Origin of the sequence: Actinoplanes octamycinicus, from assembly GCF_014205225.1 — a bacterium.
GTDB classification, from domain to species: domain Bacteria; phylum Actinomycetota; class Actinomycetes; order Mycobacteriales; family Micromonosporaceae; genus Actinoplanes; species Actinoplanes octamycinicus.
The window spans coordinates 418,673-440,528 of sequence record NZ_JACHNB010000001.1; the positions used below are offsets into that span (position 1 = coordinate 418,673).

Annotated in this window: 17 protein-coding genes; 8 read left to right on the forward strand and 9 right to left on the reverse strand. The window is 74.2% G+C overall.

The features are described 5' to 3' along the window. Positions 1-54: 54 nt before the first annotated feature. Positions 55-1,398, reverse strand: coding sequence for an aminotransferase class I/II-fold pyridoxal phosphate-dependent enzyme (locus BJY16_RS01775; RefSeq protein ID WP_185037387.1), 1,344 nt, complete (start codon positions 1,396-1,398; stop codon positions 55-57). 52 nt (positions 1,399-1,450) lie between these two features. Here BJY16_RS01775 and BJY16_RS01780 point away from each other — a divergent pair, with 52 nt between their 5' ends. Both BJY16_RS01780 and leuE read left to right on the forward strand, forming a co-directional pair. Beyond that, complete coding sequence (locus tag BJY16_RS01780) at positions 1,451-2,692, forward strand: bifunctional pyridoxamine 5'-phosphate oxidase family protein/GNAT family N-acetyltransferase (protein ID WP_185037388.1); 1,242 nt, start codon at positions 1,451-1,453, stop codon at positions 2,690-2,692. A gap of 14 nt (positions 2,693-2,706) precedes the next feature. Beyond that, the gene (gene leuE / locus BJY16_RS01785; RefSeq protein ID WP_185037389.1) at positions 2,707-3,363 is read left to right on the forward strand and encodes a leucine efflux protein LeuE; all 657 of its coding nucleotides are present in this window, start codon (positions 2,707-2,709) and stop codon (positions 3,361-3,363) included. A gap of 10 nt (positions 3,364-3,373) precedes the next feature. Here leuE and BJY16_RS46825 read toward each other — a convergent pair whose 3' ends face one another. Next, positions 3,374-5,686, reverse strand: a complete 2,313-nt coding sequence (locus BJY16_RS46825) for a serine/threonine protein kinase (protein WP_239178006.1) — start codon at positions 5,684-5,686, stop codon at positions 3,374-3,376. A gap of 109 nt (positions 5,687-5,795) precedes the next feature. Here BJY16_RS46825 and BJY16_RS01795 point away from each other — a divergent pair, with 109 nt between their 5' ends. Beyond that, the gene (locus tag BJY16_RS01795; protein WP_185037390.1) at positions 5,796-10,658 is read left to right on the forward strand and encodes an Lhr family helicase; all 4,863 of its coding nucleotides are present in this window, start codon (positions 5,796-5,798) and stop codon (positions 10,656-10,658) included. A 139-nt stretch (positions 10,659-10,797) separates the two neighbouring features. On the opposite strand, the gene BJY16_RS01800 is transcribed toward BJY16_RS01795, so the two are convergent. Continuing rightward, complete coding sequence (locus BJY16_RS01800) at positions 10,798-11,724, reverse strand: LLM class F420-dependent oxidoreductase (protein ID WP_185037391.1); 927 nt, start codon at positions 11,722-11,724, stop codon at positions 10,798-10,800. A gap of 73 nt (positions 11,725-11,797) precedes the next feature. Here BJY16_RS01800 and BJY16_RS01805 point away from each other — a divergent pair, with 73 nt between their 5' ends. Both BJY16_RS01805 and BJY16_RS01810 read left to right on the forward strand, forming a co-directional pair. After that, entirely contained in the window at positions 11,798-12,589 is a 792-nt protein-coding gene (locus BJY16_RS01805; RefSeq protein ID WP_185037392.1) for an SAM hydrolase/SAM-dependent halogenase family protein, read from the forward strand. A gap of 112 nt (positions 12,590-12,701) precedes the next feature. Continuing rightward, positions 12,702-13,544, forward strand: coding sequence for a DNA-formamidopyrimidine glycosylase family protein (locus BJY16_RS01810; protein ID WP_185037393.1), 843 nt, complete (start codon positions 12,702-12,704; stop codon positions 13,542-13,544). Positions 13,545-13,913: 369 nt separating this feature from the next. On the opposite strand, the gene pspM is transcribed toward BJY16_RS01810, so the two are convergent. The 6 genes from pspM to rimO all read right to left on the reverse strand — a co-directional run bounded on the left by pspM (position 13,914) and on the right by rimO (position 19,170). Then, positions 13,914-14,735, reverse strand: coding sequence for a phage shock envelope stress response protein PspM (pspM, locus tag BJY16_RS01815; protein WP_239178007.1), 822 nt, complete (start codon positions 14,733-14,735; stop codon positions 13,914-13,916). A 37-nt stretch (positions 14,736-14,772) separates the two neighbouring features. Next, a complete protein-coding gene (locus tag BJY16_RS01820; protein ID WP_185037394.1) occupies positions 14,773-15,636 on the reverse strand; it encodes a PspA/IM30 family protein in 864 nt (287 codons plus the stop codon). Between the two features lie 372 nt (positions 15,637-16,008). Continuing rightward, complete coding sequence (locus BJY16_RS01825; RefSeq protein ID WP_185037395.1) at positions 16,009-16,407, reverse strand: helix-turn-helix domain-containing protein; 399 nt, start codon at positions 16,405-16,407, stop codon at positions 16,009-16,011. Between the two features lie 159 nt (positions 16,408-16,566). After that, on the reverse strand, positions 16,567-17,052 hold the full coding sequence (locus BJY16_RS01830; protein WP_185046219.1) for a CinA family protein: 486 nt from the start codon (positions 17,050-17,052) through the stop codon (positions 16,567-16,569). 67 nt (positions 17,053-17,119) lie between these two features. Further along, the gene (gene pgsA, locus BJY16_RS01835) at positions 17,120-17,713 is read right to left on the reverse strand and encodes a CDP-diacylglycerol--glycerol-3-phosphate 3-phosphatidyltransferase (RefSeq protein ID WP_185037396.1); all 594 of its coding nucleotides are present in this window, start codon (positions 17,711-17,713) and stop codon (positions 17,120-17,122) included. Next, the gene (gene rimO / locus BJY16_RS01840; RefSeq protein ID WP_185037397.1) at positions 17,710-19,170 is read right to left on the reverse strand and encodes a 30S ribosomal protein S12 methylthiotransferase RimO; all 1,461 of its coding nucleotides are present in this window, start codon (positions 19,168-19,170) and stop codon (positions 17,710-17,712) included. Before rimO ends, pgsA begins: the two co-directional genes overlap by 4 nt. A gap of 167 nt (positions 19,171-19,337) precedes the next feature. Between rimO and BJY16_RS01845 the strand changes: the two genes are divergently transcribed. The 3 genes from BJY16_RS01845 to BJY16_RS01855 are packed head-to-tail and all read left to right on the forward strand — an operon-like array spanning position 19,338 to position 21,731. Continuing rightward, positions 19,338-20,543, forward strand: a complete 1,206-nt coding sequence (locus BJY16_RS01845) for a glycosyltransferase 87 family protein (RefSeq protein ID WP_221501859.1) — start codon at positions 19,338-19,340, stop codon at positions 20,541-20,543. Further along, positions 20,540-21,238, forward strand: coding sequence for a helix-turn-helix transcriptional regulator (locus BJY16_RS01850; protein WP_185037399.1), 699 nt, complete (start codon positions 20,540-20,542; stop codon positions 21,236-21,238). Before BJY16_RS01845 ends, BJY16_RS01850 begins: the two co-directional genes overlap by 4 nt. A 31-nt stretch (positions 21,239-21,269) precedes the next feature. Continuing rightward, entirely contained in the window at positions 21,270-21,731 is a 462-nt protein-coding gene (locus tag BJY16_RS01855) for a DUF3291 domain-containing protein (protein WP_185037400.1), read from the forward strand. Positions 21,732-21,856 lie beyond the last annotated feature (125 nt).

Sequence of the window (21,856 nt, forward strand, 5' to 3'; positions counted from 1 at the left end):
CGTCACGCCGACCGGGCCCACTCTCCCGGAGGACACCGATCCGCCACCGGCGGACTATCGCGTCACCCCGGTGGTGGCGGGGCGGACCGCGGTGGCCACCGCCCGGGCGAGCGCCGGCATGTCCGGCTCGGCCAGCGGGCTGACGGTGATCCGGACGCCGGGTGGCGAGGCGACGCGGAACAGCGCCCCGGGCGCCACCGCGAACCCCGCGTCGCGGAGCACGGTGATCGCGTGGGTCTCGTCGGGGACCGGGACCCAGACGTTGATGCCGGTGTCGCCGGAGGACGGGACGCCGTGCTCGCGGAGCCGGTCGCGCAGGGCGGTGCGCCGGGCCGCATAGGACCGGGCCGCCGCCGCGACCAGCTCGGACACCTCGGGGTCGCGCCAGAGCTGGAGCAGCAGCCGCTGGGACAGGGTGGACACCCAGCCCATCCCGATCCGCATCCGGCCGGCGACCCGGGCCACCGACGTCTCGTCCCCGGCCAGCAGGGCGACCCGCAGGTCCGGCCCGAACGGCTTGGAGGCCGACCGGATGAAGGCCCACCAGCGGGTCACCGGGCCGACGCAGTGCGGCGGCTGCTCGGCCAGCTCGGCGGCGTGATCGTCCTCCATCAGCAGCACCTCCGGATGCGCGCCGAGCAGCTCGCGCAGGACGGCGGCCCGGGTGGCGCTGACCGCGGCGCCGGTCGGGTTCTGCGCGCGGACGGTGATCACCACGGCCCGGGCTCCGGCGCGCAGGGCGGCGGCCAGCGACTCCGGATCGGGGCCCTCGGCGTCCAGCGCGACCGGCAGCGGCCGCATGCCCAGGGCGGCGATCAGGTCCAGCAGCGCCGCCCAGCCCGGGTCCTCGACGGCGACCGCGTCACCCGGCTTGAGATGGGCGGTGAGCAGCCGCTCGATCGAGTCGAGGGTGCCGGCGGTGACAGCGATCGCCGCGTCGCCGGCCGGCACGCCCTCGGCGAGCAGGCGGGGCCGGGCCGCCTCGATCAGCTCCGGCAGGGTGGTCGCCGCGGTGTAGCCCCGCGGCGGCCCGACCCGCTCGGCGACCGCTCGCAGGGCCGGGCCCAGCGGGGGCAGGAACCGCAGGTCGGGGTCGCCGGCGGAGAGATCCAGCAGGCCGGGTGGCGCCGGGAGCCGCAACGCCGACCGGGAGACCGCCACCGGCGGGCGGGACCGGATCCGGGTGCCGCGCCGGCCCTCGGTCTCGACCACGCCGCGGTGCCGCAGCTCCTGGTAGGCCTTGGCGACGGTGGCCGGGCTGACGTGCAGCGCGGCGGCGAGCGCCCGGACCGGTGGCAGGGCCGCACCGAAGGCCCAGTCGCCGCGCATCACGCCGGCCTCGATGCTCGCCGAAATCGCGGCGGCGGTCTCCCCGGTCACCTGATATTGTCCTGACACAGTCGCGATTCTGTACTAGTACAAGCCGGAAAGCAAGCACGGGAGGGCCCTGATGACCGACGCCTACGCCGTCACCGCACGCACCACCGCGCTCCGCAACCGGAAACGGATGCACTACGACAAGGAGAGCGCGCACGCCATCCTCGACGAGGCGTACGACTGCTCGGTCGCCTTCGTGGTGGACGGCGAGCCTCGCGTGCTGCCCACCCTGCACGTCCGGGTCGGTGGGACGCTCTACGTGCACGGCTCCACCGGCGGCCGGATGGCGCTGGCCGCCCGGGGCGACGGCATCCCGGTCTGCGTCAGCGTGACCCTGCTCGACGGCCTGGTGTTCGGGCGGTCCCAGTTCCACCACAGCGCCAACTACCGCTCGGTGGTCGCGCACGGCGTCGCCCGCCCGGTCACCGACCCGGCGGAGAAGTCGGTGGCCATGCACGCCCTGGTGGAGAAGGTCGGCGTCGGCCGGGCCGCGGACAGCCGCCCGCCCACCGGGCAGGAGATGGCGCAGACCAGCGTGCTGGCGTTGCCGCTGGCCGAGGTCTCGGTCCGGGTCCGCGACGGCGGGGTGGCCGACGACCCGGCGGATCTCGGCCTGCCGCACTGGGCCGGGGTGCTGCCGCTGCGCCGGGTGGCCGGCCCGCCGGAGACCGACGCCGGCGTCCCGGTCCCGCCCCCGGCCTACCTGCCCGGCCGCACCTCGGCGCGGTGGTCGACCCCGGTGCTGCTGACCGGCCGGCACGTCCGGCTGGAGCCGCTCGCCCCGGCGCACGCCGAGGGCATGTTCGAGGCGCTGGACGACGAGGAGGTCTGGCGGCACATCCCGACGCCGCGGGCGCGCTCGGTGGCCGACATGGCCGCGGACATCGCCGAGGTGATCCGCGGTCAGTGGCGCGGCGACCGGGCCGGCTGGGCCCAGGTGGACCCGGCGTCCGGCGCGGTGATGGGCATCACGACCTACCACGACGTCGACCCCGATCGGCGCTCGGTCGGGATCGGGCACACCATGCTGGGCCGCAAGTGGTGGCGGACCGGGGTGAACACCGAGGCGAAGCTGTTGCTGCTGGAGCGGGCGTTCGACGTGCTCGGCGCGGCCCGGGTGTTCTGGTACACGGACATCCGCAACGAGCGGTCACAGGCCGCCATCGCCCGGCTCGGAGCCAGCCGGGACGGGGTGATCCGCCGGCAGCGGCTGCGGCCGGACGGCAGCTGGCGCGACACCGTACTGTTCGCGATGACGGCGGACGAGTGGCCGGCCGCGGCGCAGCGCCTGCGGGACCGCCTGGCCGCCGCCTGACAAGCGGAAGGGGCATGACCATGCTGGGCATCACTGACTTCTGGACCTACGTGCTCGGCGTGGTCGCCATCATCCTGCTCCCCGGGCCGAATTCGATCTTCGTACTCTCGGTCGGCGCCCGGCGGGGCGTGCGCGCCGGTTACCAGGCGGCGTTCGGCGTCTTCCTGGGCGACGCGGTGCTCATGATCCTGTCGGCGACCGGCGTGTCCTCGCTGCTCGGGACGTACCCGCCGCTGTTCCTGGTGCTGAAGTACGCCGGCGCCGGCTACCTGGCCTGGGTCGGGGTGAACATCATCCGCGGCGCCTGGGGCAAGTGGCGCAGCCGGGGTGAGCTGGCCGCGGCGGTCGAGGAGACGCCGGCCGAGCTGCAGCGGCCGTTCCGGCGGGCCGCGGTGATCAGCCTGCTGAACCCGAAGGCGATCCTGTTCTTCGTCTCGTTCTTCATCCAGTTCGTCCAGCCGGGATATCCGCATCCGGCGCTGTCGTTCCTGGTGCTCGGCGCGGTGGTGCAGTTCTTCAGCGCGCTCTACCTGACCGCGCTGATCTTCGGGGGCCGGTTCCTGGCCGGGCAGTTCCAGCGGCGGCGCCGGCTGGCCGCCGGGGCGGCGACCGGGGTGGGCGCGCTGTTCGTCGGGTTCGGCATCAAGCTCGCCACGGCGAGCGTGAGCTGACCGTACGCGGTCATCCGCGCCGGGCGGCGCGGGAGGCCGCGGCGCTGTCGGCGTAGAAGGTGCTCCGTACCATCTGCACCTTGCCGAACTCGGCGGCCCAGACGGCGTCCGGGGTGGACCAGCCGAGCGCGTAGGCCCGGCCACCGGCCGCGAACCAGCGGGTGGTGGCCCGGCGGAGCACGCCCGCCTCGCCGCGGTAGCGGTAATCCCAGTCGGCGGCCTCGTGCAGCAGCGTGACCGGGGCGATCGCGATCAGCGCGTAGTCCCGGACCCGGCCGCCCAGCCGCAGCCGGCGGTCCTCGGCCCGGCAGCCCTGGAGCGGATCGGCCCCGCTCCGGCGGCCCACGTCCAGGCTCAGCACCCGGGTCGTCCGCGGGTCCCGGAAACAGTAGGTGCTGCCCAGCCGGTGGTAGGTCCAGCCGTCCGGGACCGGCAGGTGGAACCCGCTCCCGTCGGTGAAGTAGGACCATCCGGCCTGCAGGGTCCAGCCGTTCACCCCGCGGGCCGCGCCCGGCTTCGGCGCGACCGGCACCCCGGCGGGCGGCGGCGCGTCGCAGACGATCGGCGAGAAACCGCCGGGCCGAGCCACCGCGGGGGTCACCGGCGAGGCCCGCGACACGGACGGGGAGACGACCGGCGGGCGGACCATTTCCGGTACGAGGCCGCTCTGCCGGACCAGGTGCAGGCCGGCCAGGGCGCCGCCGAGCAGCGCGACCAGCGCCAGACCCACGATCATCAACCGGATCCCGGTACGACTCAGCACCGGGCGCCGCGGGGTCCACCGCCGCGACGTCGCCCGGGCGGTGCCCAGCCGGCCGGCGAACGGCCCGCGTGGTCTCGGGATCCGCCCGCCGGTCGCCTGGTTGCCGCGGCGCAGGAACCGGCTGGCGGCCGGCCGGCCGGCGGCGGACGGGGACCGGTTCGGGCGGAACCGGCCGGCCCGCGGTCCCCGGTTGCCGGCGGCACCCCGGTGCCCGGTGTCGTAGTGGCCATGGCTCGCGGCCGCCGGGACCGGGGTGGCGTGGTGGTGGCCGGGCTCGTCGTGGGCGATGAAGGTGCCCTCGATGTAGCGCCCGGTGAACCCGGGGCTGGAGATGCTGTCGCCGGCGTCGTCCGCGGTGGGTCCGGCCGGGGAGACCGGGTCCGGGCTCCCCCCGGCCGGCCAGTGCCCGGATGGGAGCCACCAGCCCCCCGAGCCGGTGGTGTCGCCGGCCGGATCCGCGCCGGCCGCCTCCGGCTCCCGCTCGGCCCCCAGCTCCCGCTCGGCCCCCAGCTCCCGCTCGGCCGCCGGCTCCCGCTCGGCCGCCGGCTCGGGGAGCACGGCGGCGACCGGCGCGGTGTCGGTCAGCGGCGACCCGGCCGGGGGCGCACTCGCCGCCGGCCGATCGAATCCGGCCAGGTTGGGGGTGTCTTCGTCCTCCGCGCGCCGCGTGCCCGCGGCCGGCGGCGGCGTCTCGCCGACCGGCGTCGCGGGGCCGCGCCGCTGGGCGGGCACCACCGGGTCGGCGTCCTTGACGATCGCCCGGAGCTGCCGGTCGGCCTCCTCGGCGGTCAGGCGCGCCTGCGGTTCGTACCGGAGAAGGCCGTGCAGGACCGGGGCGAGCGGCCCGGCCCGGGCCGGCGGATCCGGCGGCTCGGTGGCCAGCGCGGCGAGCGTGGCCATGGCGCTGTCCCGGGCATACGGCGACTGGCCCTCGACGGTCGCGTAGAGGGTGGCGCCGAACGACCACAGGTCGGACTCCACCGTGGAGGCGCCGTCCCGGGCGCGCTCCGGGGAGACGTACTGCGGCGAGCCGACGATCAGGCCGGGGGTGGTGACCATGCCGTCGTCGACGAAGGTGGCCAGACCGAAATCGGTCAGCAGCACGCGCCCGTCGGAGCCGATCAGCACGTTGTGCGGCTTCACGTCGCGGTGCAGCACGCCGGCCCGGTGCGCGGCGGTCAGCGCGTCCAGCACGGCCAGGCCGATCCGGGCCGCCTCCACCGGCGGGTACGGCCCCTTGGTGAGCAGCACCTGGTAGAGCGAGCGGGAGGCGACGTACTCCATGACGATCCAGGACAGGCCCTCGTCGTGCAGCACGTCGTAGACCCGGACCACGTGCGGATGGGTCAGCCGGGCGGCGCTGCGCGCCTCCCGCAGCGTCCGGTTGTGCAGCCGGTCCTTCTCCGCGGAGGTCATCCAGTCCGGCGGGACGATCTCCTTGATCGCGACGTCCCGGTCCAGCATCTGATCCCGGGCCAGCCAGACCCGTCCCATCCCGCCGGCGCCGACCGGTTCCAGAAGACGGTACCGACCGGCGACGAGCATCTGCCTGACCGCCATCGGCACCCACCCATCACGTCGGCTATCAGGATAATCACGGACAGAGCGCCCAGGGAACGACGATCACCCGGCCCCCGCGCGCGGGTTTTTGTCGTACCCCCGGGGAAGGATGGATGGCGTGCGAGAGGTGCTCGAGAAGTTCGGTCCGGCCACCAGGGCGTGGTTCACGGCCGCGTTCGCCGCGCCCACCGCCGCCCAGGACGGGGCGTGGCGGGCGATCGGTGCCGGCCGGCACGCGCTCGTGGTCGCGCCCACCGGTTCCGGCAAGACGCTGGCCGCGTTCCTCTGGTCGCTCGACCGGCTGGCCCGCGAGCCGGCTCCGGAGGAGGTCCGGCGCCGCTGCCGGGTGCTCTACGTGAGCCCGCTGAAGGCGCTGGCCGTCGACGTCGAGCGCAACCTGCGGGCACCGCTGACCGGCATCCGCCAGGCGGCCGGCCGGCTCGGCCTGCCCCCGCCGGAGATCACCGTCGGGATGCGCACCGGGGACACCCCGGCGGACGAGCGGCGCGGGTTCGCCCGCACCCCGCCGGACATCCTGATCACCACGCCGGAGTCGCTGTTCCTGCTGCTCACCTCGGCGGCGCGGGAGTCGCTGCGGGGTGTCCAGACGGTGATCATCGACGAGGTGCACGCGGTCGCCGCCACCAAGCGCGGCGCGCACCTGGCGCTCTCCCTGGAGCGGCTGGACGCGCTGCTGGAGCGGCCGGCGCAGCGGATCGGGCTGTCCGCGACGGTGCGGCCGATCGAGGAGACCGCCCGGTTCCTCGGCGGGTCGCAGCACGTCGAGATCGTCCGGCCGCCGAGCGCCAAGACCATCGAGGTCTCCGTCGAGGTGCCGGTGGAGGACATGACCCGGCTCGACGAGGCGCCGGCCGGCGACGACCTGGAGGGCGGGCGGCACACGCCGTCGATCTGGCCGGCGGTCGAGGAGCGGGTGCTCGACCTGATCGAGGGGCACCGGTCGACGATCGTCTTCACGAATTCGCGGCGCGGGGCGGAGCGGCTGTGCGCCCGGCTCAACGAGCTGGCGGCGGAGCGGGCCGAGCTGGCCCGGCTCACCGAGGAGGCGGCGGAGCGGGGTGAGCCGGTCCGGCGCGGGGAGGCGCCGCCGGACGACCAGCCGGACACCGGACCGGACGACTGGCGGGGCTCCGGCGAGGCCGGCGGCGGGCTGGGCTCCGGGCGTACCGGAAGAGGGACCGCGGCCGACGCGGACCCGGCGGCGATCGGCGATCTGCTGGCCGGCGGACCGGCGGCTTTCGCGCCGCGGGCAGGCGGCCCGCCCGCGGCGATCCGGAGGAGCGGAGCCGGCAGCGGGCGGGGGGACGGGCCCGGCACCGCACGGGGGAACGGGCCCGGTGCCGCGCGGGCGAACGGGTCCGGCGGTATGCCGGCGGCGGTCATGGCGCAGGCCGGCGCGGCCTCGGGGGCGCCGCCGGTGATCGCCCGGGCGCACCACGGCAGCGTGTCCCGGGAGGAGCGCAAACAGATCGAGGAGGCGCTCAAGTCCGGCCGCCTGCCGGCCGTGGTCGCCACCTCCAGCCTGGAGCTCGGCATCGACATGGGCGCGGTCGACCTGGTGGTGCAGATCGAGGCGCCGCCCACGGTCGCGGCCGGTCTGCAGCGGATCGGCCGGGCCGGGCACCAGGTCGGCGCGGTGTCGCGCGGCGTGGTCTTCCCCAAGCACCGCGGTGACCTGCTCTCCTGCGCGGTGGTCGCGGAGCGGATGACGGACGGCGCGATCGAGGAGCTGCGCTACCCGCGGAACCCGCTCGACGTGCTGGCCCAGCACGTGGTGGCGATGGTGGCGCTGGACCCGTGGCCGGTCGACGAGCTGGCCGGGCTGGTCCGGCGGGCCGCGCCGTTCGCCGAGCTGCCCGAGTCGGCGTTGCACGCCGTGCTGGACATGCTCTCCGGGCGCTATCCGTCGACCGCCTTCGCCGAGCTGCGGCCCCGGCTGGTCTGGGACCGCGGCACCGATCTGCTCACCGGCCGGCCGGGCGCTCAGCGACTCGCGGTGACCAGTGGCGGCACGATTCCGGACCGGGGCATGTTCGGGGTCTTCCTGGCCGGTTCCGAGCGGGCCTCCCGGGTCGGCGAGCTGGACGAGGAGATGGTCTACGAGTCCCGGGTCGGCGACGTGTTCCTGCTCGGCTCGACCTCGTGGCGGATCGAGGACATCACCCCGGATCGGGTGCTGGTCTCCCCCGCGCCGGGCGCGCCGGCCCGGATGCCGTTCTGGAAAGGCGACTCCCCCGGCCGGCCGATCGAGCTGGGCCGGGCCATCGGGGCCCGGCTGCGCGCGCTGGCCAAGGCCGGGGACGAGCCGGCCGTCGCCGCGCTGCGCGAGTCCGGCCTGGACGAGTGGGCGGCCGGCAACCTGGTGACCTACCTGCGGGAGCAGCGCGAGTCGACCCGTCACCTGCCGGACGACCGGACCATCGTGGTGGAGAAGTTCCGCGACGAGCTCGGCGACTGGCGGATGACCGTGCACTGTGTGCTCGGCGCCAAGGTCAACGCGCCGTGGGCGCTGGCGATCGCCCGCCGGCTCAGCGAGCGCTACGGCGTGGACGGCCAGGTGATGCCCTCCGACGACGGCATCGTGGTGCGGCTGCCGGACACCGCGGACGAGCCGCCCGGCGCCGACCTGGTCGCCTTCGACCCGGAGGAGATCGCCCAACTGGTCGAGGAGTCGGTGGGCACGTCGGCGCTGTTCGCCTCGCGGTTCCGGGAGTGCGCGGCCCGGTCGCTGCTGCTGCCTCGCCGCGACCCGCGCCGCCGCCAGCCGCTCTGGCAGCAGCGGCAGCGCTCGGCGCAGTTGCTCGACGTGGCCCGGGAGTTCGCCGACTTCCCGGTCACCCTGGAGGCGGCCCGCGAGTGCCTGCAGGACGTCTTCGACGTGCCCGGCCTGATCGGCCTGATGCGGGAGATCGCCGGGCGCAAGGTCCGCCTGGTCGAGGCGGAGACCCCGCGCCCCTCCCCGTTCGCCCGGTCGCTGCTCTTCGGCTACGTCGGCGCTTTCCTGTACGAGGGGGACGCTCCCCTGGCCGAGCGCCGCGCCGCCGCGCTGGCCCTGGACGCCACCCTGCTCGGCGAGCTGCTCGGCCGGGTCGACCTGCGCGAGCTGCTCGACCCGGCGGTGGTCACCGAGACCGAGGCGCAGTTGCAGTGGCGCACCACCCAGCGCACCCCGCGCGACGCCGAGGACGCGGCCGAGCTGCTCCGGCTCCTCGGCGACCTGTCCGCCGCCGAGCTGGCCGAGCGCGGCGTGCCGGAGGACTGGGCGCGCTCGCTGGAGTCGGCACGCCGGGCGATCCGGGTGCGGGTGGCCGGCGAGGAGCGCTGGATCGGCATCGACGACGCGGGGCGCTACCGGGACGCGCTCGGCGTGGCGCTGCCGGTCGGCGTGCCGGAGGCCTATCTGGAGCCGGTCACCGATCCGCTCGGTGACCTGGTCGCCCGCTATGCCCGCACGCACGGGCCGTTCCTCGCGGCGACCTGCGCGGCCCGGTTCGGGCTGGGCGTGTTCGTGGTGGAGCAGGCGCTCAAGCGGCTGAGCGGGGCCGGCCGGGTCACGTCCGGCGAGTTCTCCCCGGAGGGCGCCGGCACCGAGTGGTGCGACGCCGAGGTGCTGCGCATGCTGCGCCGGCGCTCGCTGGCCGCGTTGCGCCGGGAGATCGAGCCGGTGCCGCCCCGGGTGCTGGCCGCGTTCCTGCCACGCTGGCACCAGGTGGGCGGCAACGCCCGCGGGGTGGACGCGCTGGCCGCCGCGATCGAGCAGGTGCAGGGCGTGGCGGTGCCGGCCTCGGCGTGGGAGCGGCTGGTGCTGCCGGCCCGGGTGGCCGACTACGCGCCGCCGCTGCTCGACGAGCTGTGCGCCGGCGGCGAGGTGCTGTGGGCCGGGTCCGGCTCGATCGCCGGCGGCGACGGGTGGGTGACGCTGGCCTACGCGGACAGCGCTCCCCTGCTGCTGCCCCCGCCGGACGACGAGTTCGCGCTGACCCCGGCGCACCAGGCGGTGCTGGACGCGCTCGGCGACGGTCAGGCGCTGTTCTTCCGTTCGCTCTCCGACCGGATCGGCGCGACCGACGACACCGAGCTGGCCGCGACGGTGTGGGACCTGGTCTGGGCCGGCCACCTGACCAACGACACGCTGGCGCCGCTCCGGGCGCTGCTCGGCGGCAGCGGCGCCCACAAGGCGAAAGCCGCGCCGGCCCGGACCCGCTACCGGCGTCCTGGCCGCCCGCACCTGCCGTCCCGGACCGGGCCGCTGCACATGGCCGGCCGCTGGTCCCGGCTGCCGGAGCGGGACCCGGACCCGACCCGGCGGGCGGCCGCGCTCGCCGACCTGCTGCTGGAGCGGCACGGGGTGGTGACCCGCGGCGCGGTGATGGCCGAGGGGGTGACCGGTGGGTTCGCCGCGGTCTATCCGGTGCTGAGCGCGCTGGAGGAGCGCGGGGCGGCCCGCCGGGGCTACTTCGTGGAGGGGCTCGGGGCGGCGCAGTTCGCGGTGCCCGGGGCGGTGGACCGGCTGCGGGCCCTGGCCGAGCCGGCCGAGCTGGCCAAACGCACCGGGACCGGCGCGCTGGTGCTGGCCGCGGCCGATCCGGCGAACCCTTATGGCGCGGCGCTGCCCTGGCCGGAGCGGATCGTGGACAGCGGCGACGGGGAGCCGGTCGCCAAGGCCGGGCACCGGGCCGGGCGCAAGGCCGGGGCGCTGGTCGTGCTGGTCGGCGGCGAGCTGGTGCTCTATGTGGAGCGCGGCGGCCGGACGCTGCTGTCGTTCGCCGACGACCCGGAGGCGCTGGTGGCGGCCGGGCAGGCGCTGGCGGCTTCGGTGCGGTCCGGGGCGCTGGGGGCGATGTCGGTGGAGCGGGCGGACGGGGAGTCGGTGCATTCGTCGCCGCTGCGGGAGGCGCTGACGGCGGCGGGGTTCCGGGCTACGCCACGGGGGCTGCGACTGCGCGGCTGAAAACGGCCGCAGGGAAAGGCCGCCACAGGGAGCGGCCGCAGCAAAAGGCCGCCGCAGGGAAAGGCCGCAGGGAAAGGCCGCCGCAGGGAAAGGCCGCGCGGGCGAAAGGCGGCCGCCTGGACGGCGGCCGCCACCGCGCTCAGAGCTGGGGCAGCACGTCCGACGCGACCAGCTGCACGTGATCGAGGTCGGACAGGTCCAGGACCTGGGTGAAGAGCCGGGACGCGCCCGCCTCCGCGTACCGCCCGATGGTCTCGACCACCTCGGCCGGGGTGCCGACGATCCCGCCGTTCTCCCGCATCTCCTCGACCTCGCGGCCGATCGCGGCGGCCCGGCGGCGCACCTCGGCGTCGTCGCGGCCGACGCAGAGCACCGCCGCCGCGGAGAACGCCGGCGGCTCGGCCCGGCCGACGGCCTCGCTGGCCGCGCGGACCCGGTCGAACTGCGCCGGAATGTCAGCGATCTTGGAGAACGGGACGTTGAACTCGGTCGCGAACCGGGCCGCCAGGTCCGGCGTCCGCTTCTTGCCGTGCCCGCCGACGATCACCGGGACCGGCGACTGGACCGGCTTGGGCAGCGCCGGCGAGTCGCTGAGCTGGTAGAACTTCCCGTCGAAGTCGAACGTCGAGCCGACCGGCGTCTGCCACAGCCCGGTGATGATCTCGAGCTGCTCCTCCAGCCGGTCGAACCGCTCGCCGACCGCCGGGAACGGGATGCCGTAAGCCCGGTGTTCGGCGTCGAACCAGCCGCCGCCGAGGCCGAACTCGATCCGGCCGCCGCTCATCGCGTCCACCTGGGCGACCGCGATCGCCAGCGGCCCGGGCAGCCGGAAGGTGGCCGAGCTGACCAGCGTGCCGAGCCGGATCCGGGAGGTCTGCACGGCCAGCGCGGCCAGGGTGATCCAGGCGTCGGAGGGACCGGGCTGCCCGGACCCGTCGCCCATCTTGAGGTAGTGGTCGGAGCGGAAGAATCCGTCGAAGCCGCCGTCCTCGGCGGCCTTGGCGACCCGCAGCAGGTCATCGTGGCTGGCACCCTGCTGGGGCTCGGTGAAGATCACGAGGCGCATGCGTCAACCCTGCCAGATCGGTACGGCGTGCCCGGGCCGCATCCGCCGACAACTGGCAGTAACGTTGGCCACCATGGGCGGCTATGGATGGGTCAGCTTCACCACCGACTACGGCACCTTCGACGGTTTCGTCGCGGCCTGCCACGGCTCGATCGCCCGGATCGCTCCGGACCTGCGAGTGATCGACGTCACGCATCACGTGCCACCCGCCGACGTGACCCGCGGCGCGGCGGTGCTCGCCCAGACCGCGCCCTACCTGCCGCCGTCGGTGCACCTCGCGGTCGTCGACCCGGGCGTCGGCACGGCCCGCCGCGGCGTGGTGCTGAGCACGCCGAACGGGTTGCTGGTCGGCCCGGACAACGGCCTGCTGATCTGGGCCGCCGAGACGCTCGGCGGCATCGTCGCCGCCCACGAGCTGAGCAACAAGGACTGGATGCTGGGCGACGTCTCGCGCACCTTCCACGGCCGGGACGTGTTCGCCCCGGCCGCGGCCCGGCTGGCAGCCGGCGCGGACCCGGCCGAGGCCGGCCCGGCGGTCGACCCGGCCTCGCTGGTCCGCCTGCCCGACCCGGTGGCCGCGGTCGGTGACGGCTGGCTGGAGGCCGAGGTGCTGACCGTGGACCGGTTCGGCAACGTGCAGCTGGCCGCCGAGGGCGCGATGCTCACCGGCCTGGGCACGGAGCTCATGGTGAACGGCACGGTCCGCGCCCGGCGGGGCGGCACCTTCGCCGACGTGAACGCCGGTGAGCTGCTGGTCTACGCCGACTCCGCGGACCGGGTGGCGATCGCGGTCAACAACGGGCGGGCCGTGGTCGTGCTCTCCGTGGTCCCCGGCGACGTGGTCCGGATCGCCGAGCGCCGCTGACCGGACCGCATCCCGGAACCGGACCGCGCCGGGCACCGACACGTCCTCCTCACCTGCGGAGAGATGCTCCTGCGGATGCTTAAGTGCGGACCAGCCGGGCAGGATGGAGTCCATGCCGGAAGGGGACACCGTCTGGAACACCGCCCGCGTGGTGGAGCGCGCCCTCCTCGGCGAGGTGCTGACCGGTTCCGACTTCCGGGTTCCTCAGCTGGCCACCACCGACCTGACCGGCTGGACCGTGGCCGAGTCCGCCAGCCGCGGCAAACACCTCCTGCTCCGCCTCACCCGAGGCGCCGGGGGCGCGGTGGAGCGGCTCACGCTGCACTCGCATCTGCGGATGGACGGGGCGTGGCGCGTCTACCGGCCCGGTGAGCGGTGGACCGGGCGGCCGGCGCATCTGATCCGGGTGGTGTTGCGGACCGCGCGGGCCGTCGCTGTCGGCTACCACCTGCACGACCTGACGCTGATCCCGACCGAGCGGGAGGATCAGCTGGTCGGGCATCTGGGGCCGGACCTGCTCGGCGCGGACTGGGATCCGGCCGAGGCCACCCGCCGGATCGCCGCCCACCCGGACGTCACGATCGCCGAGGCGCTGCTCGACCAGCGGAATCTGGCCGGGGTCGGCAACCTCTACAAGGCGGAGACGCTCTTCCTGCGCGGGCTCTGGCCGTGGACCCGGGTCGCCGACGTTCCCGACCTCACCGGAACGGTGGAGCTGGCCCAGCGCCTGGTCGCCTCCAACCGCGGCCGCTGGACCCAGACCACCACCGGCTCGCTGCGCCGGGGCGAGACGAGCTACGTCTACGGCCGTCGCGGGCAGCCGTGCCGCCGGTGCCGCACCCCGGTCCGCAAGGTCGAGCGCGACCCGACCCGCGCCCGCGCCGAAGTGGAGGACCGCATCACCTACTGGTGCCCCCGCTGCCAGCCCGAGCCCGCCACCACCAGCTCCCACTGACGCCCGGGCCAGCCGGCTCCGGCTCGCGAAGGGTTCACCCGAGCCGGTCGGCCTCACGCGGCCAGCCCGAACCCAGGTCCCCGAGCCGGTGCCCTGACGGAGTGACCCGAGACCGACCGGGCCGGCCGAAGCAGGCCGCCGTGCGGGCCGCCGCTCTGCGAGCGAATTCGGCGCGACCACGGCCGGGGTGGCAAGAGTTTCCGGCGCGAGCACGGCCGGGGTGGCGAGGGCGGTCCGGCACGAGGACGGCCGGATCGGCTGGCCCAGCGGGAGCGGCCCCGCACGAGAACGCCGGGGCGAGCAGAGCTGGCGGAGCCAGCGGAACGGCATGGCATGGCTCGGCCAGCGGAGCGAGACGGCGTGGGGCGGTCAGCTGGGCTGGCGGGAACGGTCCGGGGAGTGGTCGGCCGGGTCGGTGGGCTGGCGGGGTGGGGTGGTGGTGAAGCGGGCCGTCTGGTCGCGGAGCTCGGCCAGGCCCTCGGCGATGCCGCGGAGGCGCTCGGTGGCCTCGACCAGGCTGAAATAGGCCGGGTGGCGGGTGTCGGTCATCGGCTGGCCGTCCTCGGCGACGTAGCCCGCGGAGGCGGCGACCAGCTCCTCGAACGCGGTGACGCCCTCGGTGAACTGCTCGACCAGCGCGGCGTGCGACTGCTCCAGGGCGGAGCGGCGGTCCGGCTGGCCGAGCGGGATCGCCTTCTCCACACTGGCCACCCGCTGGCCGAGGTCGCGTAGCCAGTGCTCGGCGGTGGCCGCCTCCAGCGCGGCGGTCTCGCCGGCGCCGGTGAGCCGGCCGGCCAGCCCGGTCATCGTGGCCGACGCGCGCTCCAGCCGGTCCCACGCGTCGGCGATCACCGAGCCGCGCAGGGCGTACCGGTTTTTCTGCCGGCGGACCTCGTTGAGCACCGTACGGCCCACCTCGGACCGCTCCAGCGCCCTCGCGAACCGCGGCAGGGGCAGGCTCGGCTCCGGGGTGGGCTGGGCGTCCAGCTCCCGGTAGTCACGCCAGCGCCAGCGAGCCAGGACCACCGAGGCGCCCGCCCCGGCGGCCCAGGCCGCGTCCGCTATCCCGAGGCCGGAATAGGGCACCAGCACGACGGTGGCCGCGGCCAGGCCGCCGCCCAGCACGCTCCACCGGCGCGCCGACCCGTGCAACCGCTTCAGCCGGCGAAGATATCTCCCCCGCTCGTCCACGTTTCGCCTCCCGCCGCTCGGAGCTGCTCGAAGAGGATCAGCCGGCGGCGGTGGTGTCGCCGCGCTTCTGGTTCATGCTGGCGCGGATCTCGTCCAGCCGGGCCACGCTGGCCGGGTCGGCGGCCGGCGCCGCGGAACCCTGACCGACGGCGGGCTGCGCCGGGCTGCCGCCCAGCTTCTCCCCCGCCATGCTAGACCGGATCTGCTCCAGGCGGGACGCGCCGGCCAGGTCCAGACTGGACTTCTGCACCTCGAGCATGCGGCCCTCGACCGAGTTGGAGGCCAGCTCGGCGCGACCCATCGCGTTCGCGTACCGCTGCTCGATCTTGTCGCGGACCTGGTCCAGCGACGGCGTGTTGCCGGGCGCCGCGAGCTCCGACATGGACTCCAGCGACTTGGCCACGGTCTCCTGCATCTTGGCCTGCTCGAGCTGGCTGAGCAGGCGGGACCGCTCGGCGATGCGCTGCTGGAGCACCATCGCGTTGTTCTCCACCGCCTTGCGGGCCTGACCGGCGGCGGCGAGGGCCTGGTCGTGCAGGGTCTTCAGGTCCTCCATCGACTGCTCGCCGGAGACCAGCTGGGTGGCCAGGGTCTGCGCGGTCTGCTCGTACTTCTGCGCCTCGGCCTCGTCGCCGCCGGCGCGAGCCCGGTCGGCGAGGACCAGCGCCTGCCGCGCCATGCCCTGGAGTTTCTCGACCTCGGACATCTGCCGGGACAGCTTCATCTCGAGCTGCCGCTGGTTGCCGATGACGGCGGCAGCCTGCTGCACGAGCGCCTGGTGCTGTCGCTGGGCGTCCTCGATGGCCTGCTGGATCTGCACCTTCGGGTCGGCGTACTCGTCGATCTTCGCGCCGAAGAGCGCCATCATGTAATGCCAGCCCTTGACGAACGGGTTCGCCATCTCGCGGTATCCCCTCAATGTCGCTCGGTCGGACGCGTCACGACCGGACCGGATCCGGGCGGCGACGCGAAACCATCGTGTCAGCCCGACGCCAGCGGCGTCACGTGACCTACGGGGGATCTCAGGGTCTCCCCTGGCATCGAGCCTGAGAACGAGGCTACGCCCCGGAGGGGTACAGCCGCGACCGGCACCGGGCCCGGAACAACGGCGCGGTGACGGAAAAAGCCCGGAACGACCGGCATGGTGCGGTCGAATCCGGGCCTTTCGCCGTCGGGTCGCCGAGGGCACGCCGGTAACCGGCGGGAGATCGCTGGATGAGGAGCGGACCGGGCCACGGAGACGGCCGGGCTGGACCGCGGAGATCGTGGCGGACTAGGCCGCGTAGACCACGTCACGCTTCTTGGTGCGGGTGGCGTGCAGGGTCGCCTTGAGCGGCGAGTCCTGGCGGACCGACACCGAGACGCTGCCGTCGGTGGCGACCTGGCGGGCGGCCTCGGCCGGCTGGCCGTCGACCGGGACGAGCACACCCTCCATGTTCTCCGCGAGGGAGAGAGTGTTGCTCACCTCACCGAGCAGCTCGGAGAGACGTGCGCCGAGGGCGTCGCAGATGGCCGCGAGCAGCTCGCTGGAGGCCTCTTTCTGGCCGCGCTCGATCTCGGACAGATAACCCAGGCTGACGTTCGCGGCGGTCGACACCTCGCGCAGCGTGCGGTGCTGTCCCTGCCGGCGCGCACGAAGTGCGTCGCCGATAACCCGGCGTAGCAGGACCATGGCACCTCCTCCTGCGGGCGGGGCCGCCGGCACACGCCGGAGGCTTCCCGCAACCGTACCTGCCGCGAGCGACGGCGACATCCCGCCCCGCCGAATTCCTCGGCCGGCCCGCCCGCGGCACCCACCGACAACCGGCTCAGCGACGGCGATATTCCCAGGTCACACCGGAGCCGGTGCGGCACGCAGAACGTCGGTGAGCAATTCAAGGACGGCGGTCACACTTTCGATACGGATGGCCGCCCGGTTACCGGTCAGGGTCAGCTCCCGCACTTCTGTCCGATCCGGCCCGGCGACCGCCACGTAGACCAGCCCGACCGGCTTGCCGCCCTGCGGCTCCGGGCCGGCGACGCCGGTGGTGGCCAGCCCCCAATCGGCGCCGCAGCGCTCCCGGGCGCCCTCGGCCAGTTTCCCGGCCACATCGCGGTCGACCGGCCCGCGCTCGTCGAGCAGGTCCCGCGGCACCCCGGCCAGCGTCCCCTTGAGCTCGGTGGCGTAGACCACCAGGCCGCCCCGGTAGACCGCGCTCACCCCGGGGATCTCCACGATCGTCGCGGCCACCAGGCCGCCGGTCAGCGACTCCGCGGTCGCCAGCGACTCGCGCCGCTCGACCAGCATGTGGACAGCCGCCGCGGCGGCCACCGCCATCTCCACCAGGTCCTCCTCAGACGCACTCACCGTGAACCCCGGGCGAGGGTGCCCGTTCTGCCGCGGTTCATGCCAGGCGGGCGGCCCGCCGCAGGCGCAACGCCTCGATCACGTAGTCGACGCCGGTGACCACGGTCACGATCAGCGCGGCGTACATCACCCAGGTGCCGATCACGTCGAACGGCTCCGGGACCGGCCACAGGTACCAGGCGATCGCCAGGGTCTGCAGGCCGGTCTTGAGCTTGCCACCCCGGGAGGCCGGGATCACCCCGTATCGGATCACCCAGAAGCGCAGCGCGGTGATCCCCCACTCGCGGGCCAGGATCACCACGGTGATCCACCAGGGCAGCTGGTCGTACGCGGAGAGCAGGACCAGGGCGGTGCCGGTCAGCGCCTTGTCCGCGATCGGGTCGGCGATCTTGCCGAACGAGGTGACCAGATGCCAGCGGCGGGCGATCCAGCCGTCCACGAAGTCGGTCGCCGACGCCACGCAGAACGCCACGCAGGCGCCGATCCGCCAGTCGTGGTCGGTCATCTGGGAGGCGACCACCATGGCCAGGAAGACCGGGACGAGAATGAGCCGGAGCACGGTCAGCGCGTTGGCCGCGTTGTAGAGCGACACCACGCGGGGTGCGGCCACCGGAACCGGCTCGTCGGTCACCGGTCGACCCGCGCTGCGGAGACCATCTCGATCGGCACGGCGATGAGGTCGACGCCCTCGGTCCCGGTGACCCGGGCCCGGACCAGGTCGCCGGGGCGCAGCGCGGCCAGGTCGACGCCCTGCTCGCCGGCGACCAGCGTGGTGGAGCCGTCCACCTCGGGCGCCTGGTGCTCGGCGCGGCCCTCGATCTCGCCGTCCTCGACCGTGTCGACGAGCACCTCGACGGTGCTGCCGAGCCGGTCCTCGGCGCGCTGGGCGCAGAGCTCCTCGGCGAGCGCGACGACCTTGTCGTACCGTCGCTTGATGGTGTCCGGGCGGACCTTGCCGGTCAGGCCGGCGGCCTCGGTGCCGTCCTCGTCGGAGTAGTCGAAGATGCCGATCGCGTCCAGCCGGGCCTCGCTCAGGAAGCGGATCAGCTCGTCCACGTCCTGCCGGGTCTCGCCGGGGAAACCGACGATGAAGTTGCTCCGGGCGCCGGCCTCCGGGGCCAGCTTGCGGGCCGACTCGAGCAGCTCCAGGAAGCGCTCGGTGGAGCCGAAACGGCGCATCCGGCGCAGCACCGGCTCGCTGGAGTGCTGGAAGGACAGGTCGTAGTAGGCCGCCACGCCGGGCGTGGTGGCGATCGCCTCGACCAGGCCGGGGCGGGTCTCGGCGGGCTGCAGGTAACTGGCCCGGACCCGGACGATGCCGTCGACCGCGGCGAGCTGCGGGAGCAGTTTCTCCAGCAGACGAGGATCACCGAGATCTTTTCCGTACGACGTGCTGTTCTCACTGACCAGCACCAGCTCGCGGACGCCGGTCTTGGCCAGCCACTCCGCCTCGGCGAGCAGCTCCTGCGGATCACGGGAGACGAACGCGCCACGGAACGCCGGGATCGCGCAGAACGCACAGCGCCGGTCGCAGCCGCTGGCCAGCTTGAGCGAGGCGACCGGGCCGGAGTCGAGCCGGCGGCGCAGCACCTTGCGCAGGTGCGCCGGGGTGTGCTCGTCGACCGTGGCGTGCCCGGGGACCACCACCTTGCTGGTGTGCCGCTGCACCGGGGTGATCGGGAGCAGCTCACGGCGGTCCCGCGGGGTGTGCGCGGCGTGCTTCTCACCGTTGAGCACCCCGGTCAGCCGGTCGCCGATGTCGGTGTAGTCGTCGAAGCCGAGCACGGCGTCGGCCTCGGGCAGATTCTCCGCGAGCTCCTTGCCGTAGCGCTCGGCCATGCAGCCGGCCGCGACCACCTTGGCGCCCGTGTCGGCGGCGGCGAGCAGGGTGTCGATCGAGTCCTGTTTCGCCTTCTCCACGAAGCCGCAGGTGTTGACGAGGACCACGTCGGCCTGGGCGGCGTCGGTGCCGACCTCCCAGCCGTCGGCGTCGAGTCGGGCGGCGAGCTCCTCCGAGTCGACCTCGTTACGGGCACAGCCCAGGGTGAGGAGAGCGACACGGCGAGAAGGGGGAGGAGTTACTGACACGCTGCAAGGTTACCGGGCTCGGGTGGGACGGCCTTCCACCGCTCGGCTGGTACCCCGTCGTTCGCCCTTCACCATCTGTTCAGCGGATCAGGCAGGCGGGAGGAACGCTCGCGTACACCTCGGGCCGTTACCGTCCGGCCCTCGTGACGAGATTCCGTACACGGGGGTTGAATCCCGATGCCCTGCTCATCGTGGCCCTGGTCGTGGTGGCGGCGCTGCTGCGTTTCGCCGGGCGGGACTGGCTGGCCGGGGATTTCGTGGCCTTCCTCCGGCCGTGGAGCCGCTACATCGCCGCGCACGGCTACTTCGCCTCGATGGGGGACGACTTCGCCAACTACAACGTCCCCTACCTCTATCTGCTGAGCGTGCTCACCTGGGTGCACGAGCACACCCCGATCCCGCTGGTGTACCTGGTGAAGAGCGTGTCGGTGGGGTTCGACGCGGTGCTCGCCTGGTACGCGGCCCGGATCGTCGGCCTGCACCGTCCGGACCGCCGGATCATGGCGCTGGCCGGCGTGCTGGTGCTGTTGCTGCCGACCGTGGTGCTGAACGGCGCGTTCTGGGCCCAGTGCGACTCGATCTACACCGCGTTCACCATGGCCGGGCTGTACTACCTGCTGCGCGACCGGCCCTGGGTGGCGATGGCGCTGTTCGGGCTGGCGATCACCGTCAAGCTGCAGGCGATCTTCGTGTTCCCGGTGCTGTTCGTGCTGCTGCTGGCCGGCCGGATCCGGGTCCGCCACCTGGCCCCGATCCCGCTCGTCTACGTCCTGGCGGCGATCCCGGCCTGGCTGGCCGGCCGCCCGTTCCGGGATCTGATGCTGATCTACGCGGATCAGAGCGGCGAGTACCCGGCGCTGTCCATGAACGCGCCGTCGATCTACACGTTCATCCGGCCGCGGGTCGAGGTGATCGCCGACTTCCGGACCGTCGGGGTGCTGTTCACCGCGGCCGCCGTGCTGCTGCTCGCCTACGTCGTGCTGATCCGGCGGATCCCGCTGGACCGGGAGCGGATCGTGCTGCTCGCCGCGAGCTACAGCATCCTGGTGCCGTTCCTGCTGCCCGGGATGCACGAGCGGTACTTCATGCAGGCCGAGGTGCTGGCCGTGGTGGCCGCGCTGTACCGGCCGCGGCGGTTGTGGCCGGCGCCGATCCTGGTGCAGGTGGCCTCGCTGATGAGCTACCTGCCGTACTTCCTCGGCGGGAACCGGCCGCAGCCGCTGGACTTCCGGGTGCTGGCGGTGCTGATGCTGGCCGCCCTGCTGCTCACCGTCTGGCAGCTGCTCCGGCCGGCGCCGCTGCCGCAGGTGAACCGGCTCGACGAGACGGCCTTTCTAGCGCCAAAGCAGGTTGGCAATACGATTGCGGCGTGACGACATCGGAAGACCTGGACGACCTGGACGCCCTGACCACCCTCGCCGACGGGGTGCGGCGGCGGGCGTACCGGGTGGTGGCCGACGGGGCCGGGCCGGTCGGGCGGGACGAGGTGGCCGAGGCGCTCGGCATCGGCCGCACGCTCGCGGCGTTCCACCTGGACAAGCTGGTCGCCGCCGGGCTGCTGGCGACCTCCTACGCGCGGCGGTCCGGGCGCACCGGGCCGGGCGCCGGGCGGCCGGCCAAGCTGTACCACCTGGCCCCGGCCGAGCACGCGGTCAGCGTGCCGCCGCGCGCCTACCGCACCGCGGCCGAACTGCTCGCCGAGGCGCTCGACGAGACCGGCGCGGAGAACGTGCTGAACGAGGTGGCCCGGCGGCACGGGCAGCGAGCCGCCGCTGACAAGACCGCGCACGGGCAGCGGACGGCCACCGGCGAGAGCGAGGACGTCCAGGAGCTGCTGACCGGCCACGGCTACGCGCCGACGGCGGCCGGCCACCCGGACCGGATCGAGCTGCGCAACTGTCCCTTCCACCGGCTGGCCGAGCAGTTTCCCCCGGTGATCTGCGGGATGAACCTGGCGATGATCAACGGCCTGCTGGCCGGCGCCGGCCTGGACGCGGCATGGACCGCGCGGATGGACGCCGCCCCCGGCCGCTGCTGCGTCAGCCTTTCTAAAACAAAGACTGATTGACAATAGAGCCGGGAGTTGGTGAGCTGATGTCATGAGCGCCTTCCACCTCGCCCAGATCAACACCGCCCGCTTGAAAGCCCCGCTGGACGACCCGTCGATGGCCGAGTTCGTCACCGGCCTCACCCTGATGAACGAGTTGGCCGACCGCTCACCCGGCTTCGTCTGGCGGCTGGTCGGCGAGGACGGCGACGGCACCATCGCCGAGGACGCCGACCCCCTCCGGATCTACACGATGTCGGTCTGGGAGTCGCCCGAGCACCTGCGCGCCTACGCCTACCAGAGCGAGCACCTGGACTACCTGCGCCGCCGCCGCGAGTGGTTCCACCCGAACGGCCCGGAGGCCGCCCTGGTCATGTGGTGGCTCCCGGCCGGCGAGCAACCCACCCTGAAGGAGGGCATCGCCCGGCTGGACCGCCTGCGAGCCGACGGCCCCACCCCGGAAGGCTTCACCTTCCGGGACCCGTTCCCGGCGCCGATCTCCGTGGCCCGGTGAGGCGGCGCACCGATTTTGATCTCCGGAACCACCCACGGGCATTGAAGGGTCCGGAGATCGCTCTGGACGCGCAGCGGCCAGATCTCCGGGCCCGCCCCGCGCGGGAGCATGCGATCCGCACCCCA

Bases quoted from the DNA above. Each gene is read 5' to 3' on its own strand.
- BJY16_RS46825 (WP_239178006.1), bottom strand. From the start codon at position 5,686: ATGGCGGTCAGGCAGATGCTCGTCGCCGGTCGGTACCGTCTTCTGGAA.
- BJY16_RS01830 (WP_185046219.1), bottom strand. From the start codon at position 17,052: ATGGCGGTGGCCGCCGCGGCGGCTGTCCACATGCTGGTCGAGCGGCGC.
- BJY16_RS01820 (WP_185037394.1), bottom strand. From the start codon at position 15,636: ATGGCGAACCCGTTCGTCAAGGGCTGGCATTACATGATGGCGCTCTTC.
- leuE (WP_185037389.1), top strand. From the start codon at position 2,707: ATGACCATGCTGGGCATCACTGACTTCTGGACCTACGTGCTCGGCGTG.
- BJY16_RS01825 (WP_185037395.1), bottom strand. From the start codon at position 16,407: ATGGTCCTGCTACGCCGGGTTATCGGCGACGCACTTCGTGCGCGCCGG.
- BJY16_RS01800 (WP_185037391.1), bottom strand. From the start codon at position 11,724: ATGCGCCTCGTGATCTTCACCGAGCCCCAGCAGGGTGCCAGCCACGAT.
- BJY16_RS01805 (WP_185037392.1), top strand. From the start codon at position 11,798: ATGGGCGGCTATGGATGGGTCAGCTTCACCACCGACTACGGCACCTTC.
- BJY16_RS01780 (WP_185037388.1), top strand. From the start codon at position 1,451: ATGACCGACGCCTACGCCGTCACCGCACGCACCACCGCGCTCCGCAAC.
- BJY16_RS01855 (WP_185037400.1), top strand. From the start codon at position 21,270: ATGAGCGCCTTCCACCTCGCCCAGATCAACACCGCCCGCTTGAAAGCC.
- BJY16_RS01810 (WP_185037393.1), top strand. From the start codon at position 12,702: ATGCCGGAAGGGGACACCGTCTGGAACACCGCCCGCGTGGTGGAGCGC.
- BJY16_RS01795 (WP_185037390.1), top strand. From the start codon at position 5,796: ATGGATGGCGTGCGAGAGGTGCTCGAGAAGTTCGGTCCGGCCACCAGG.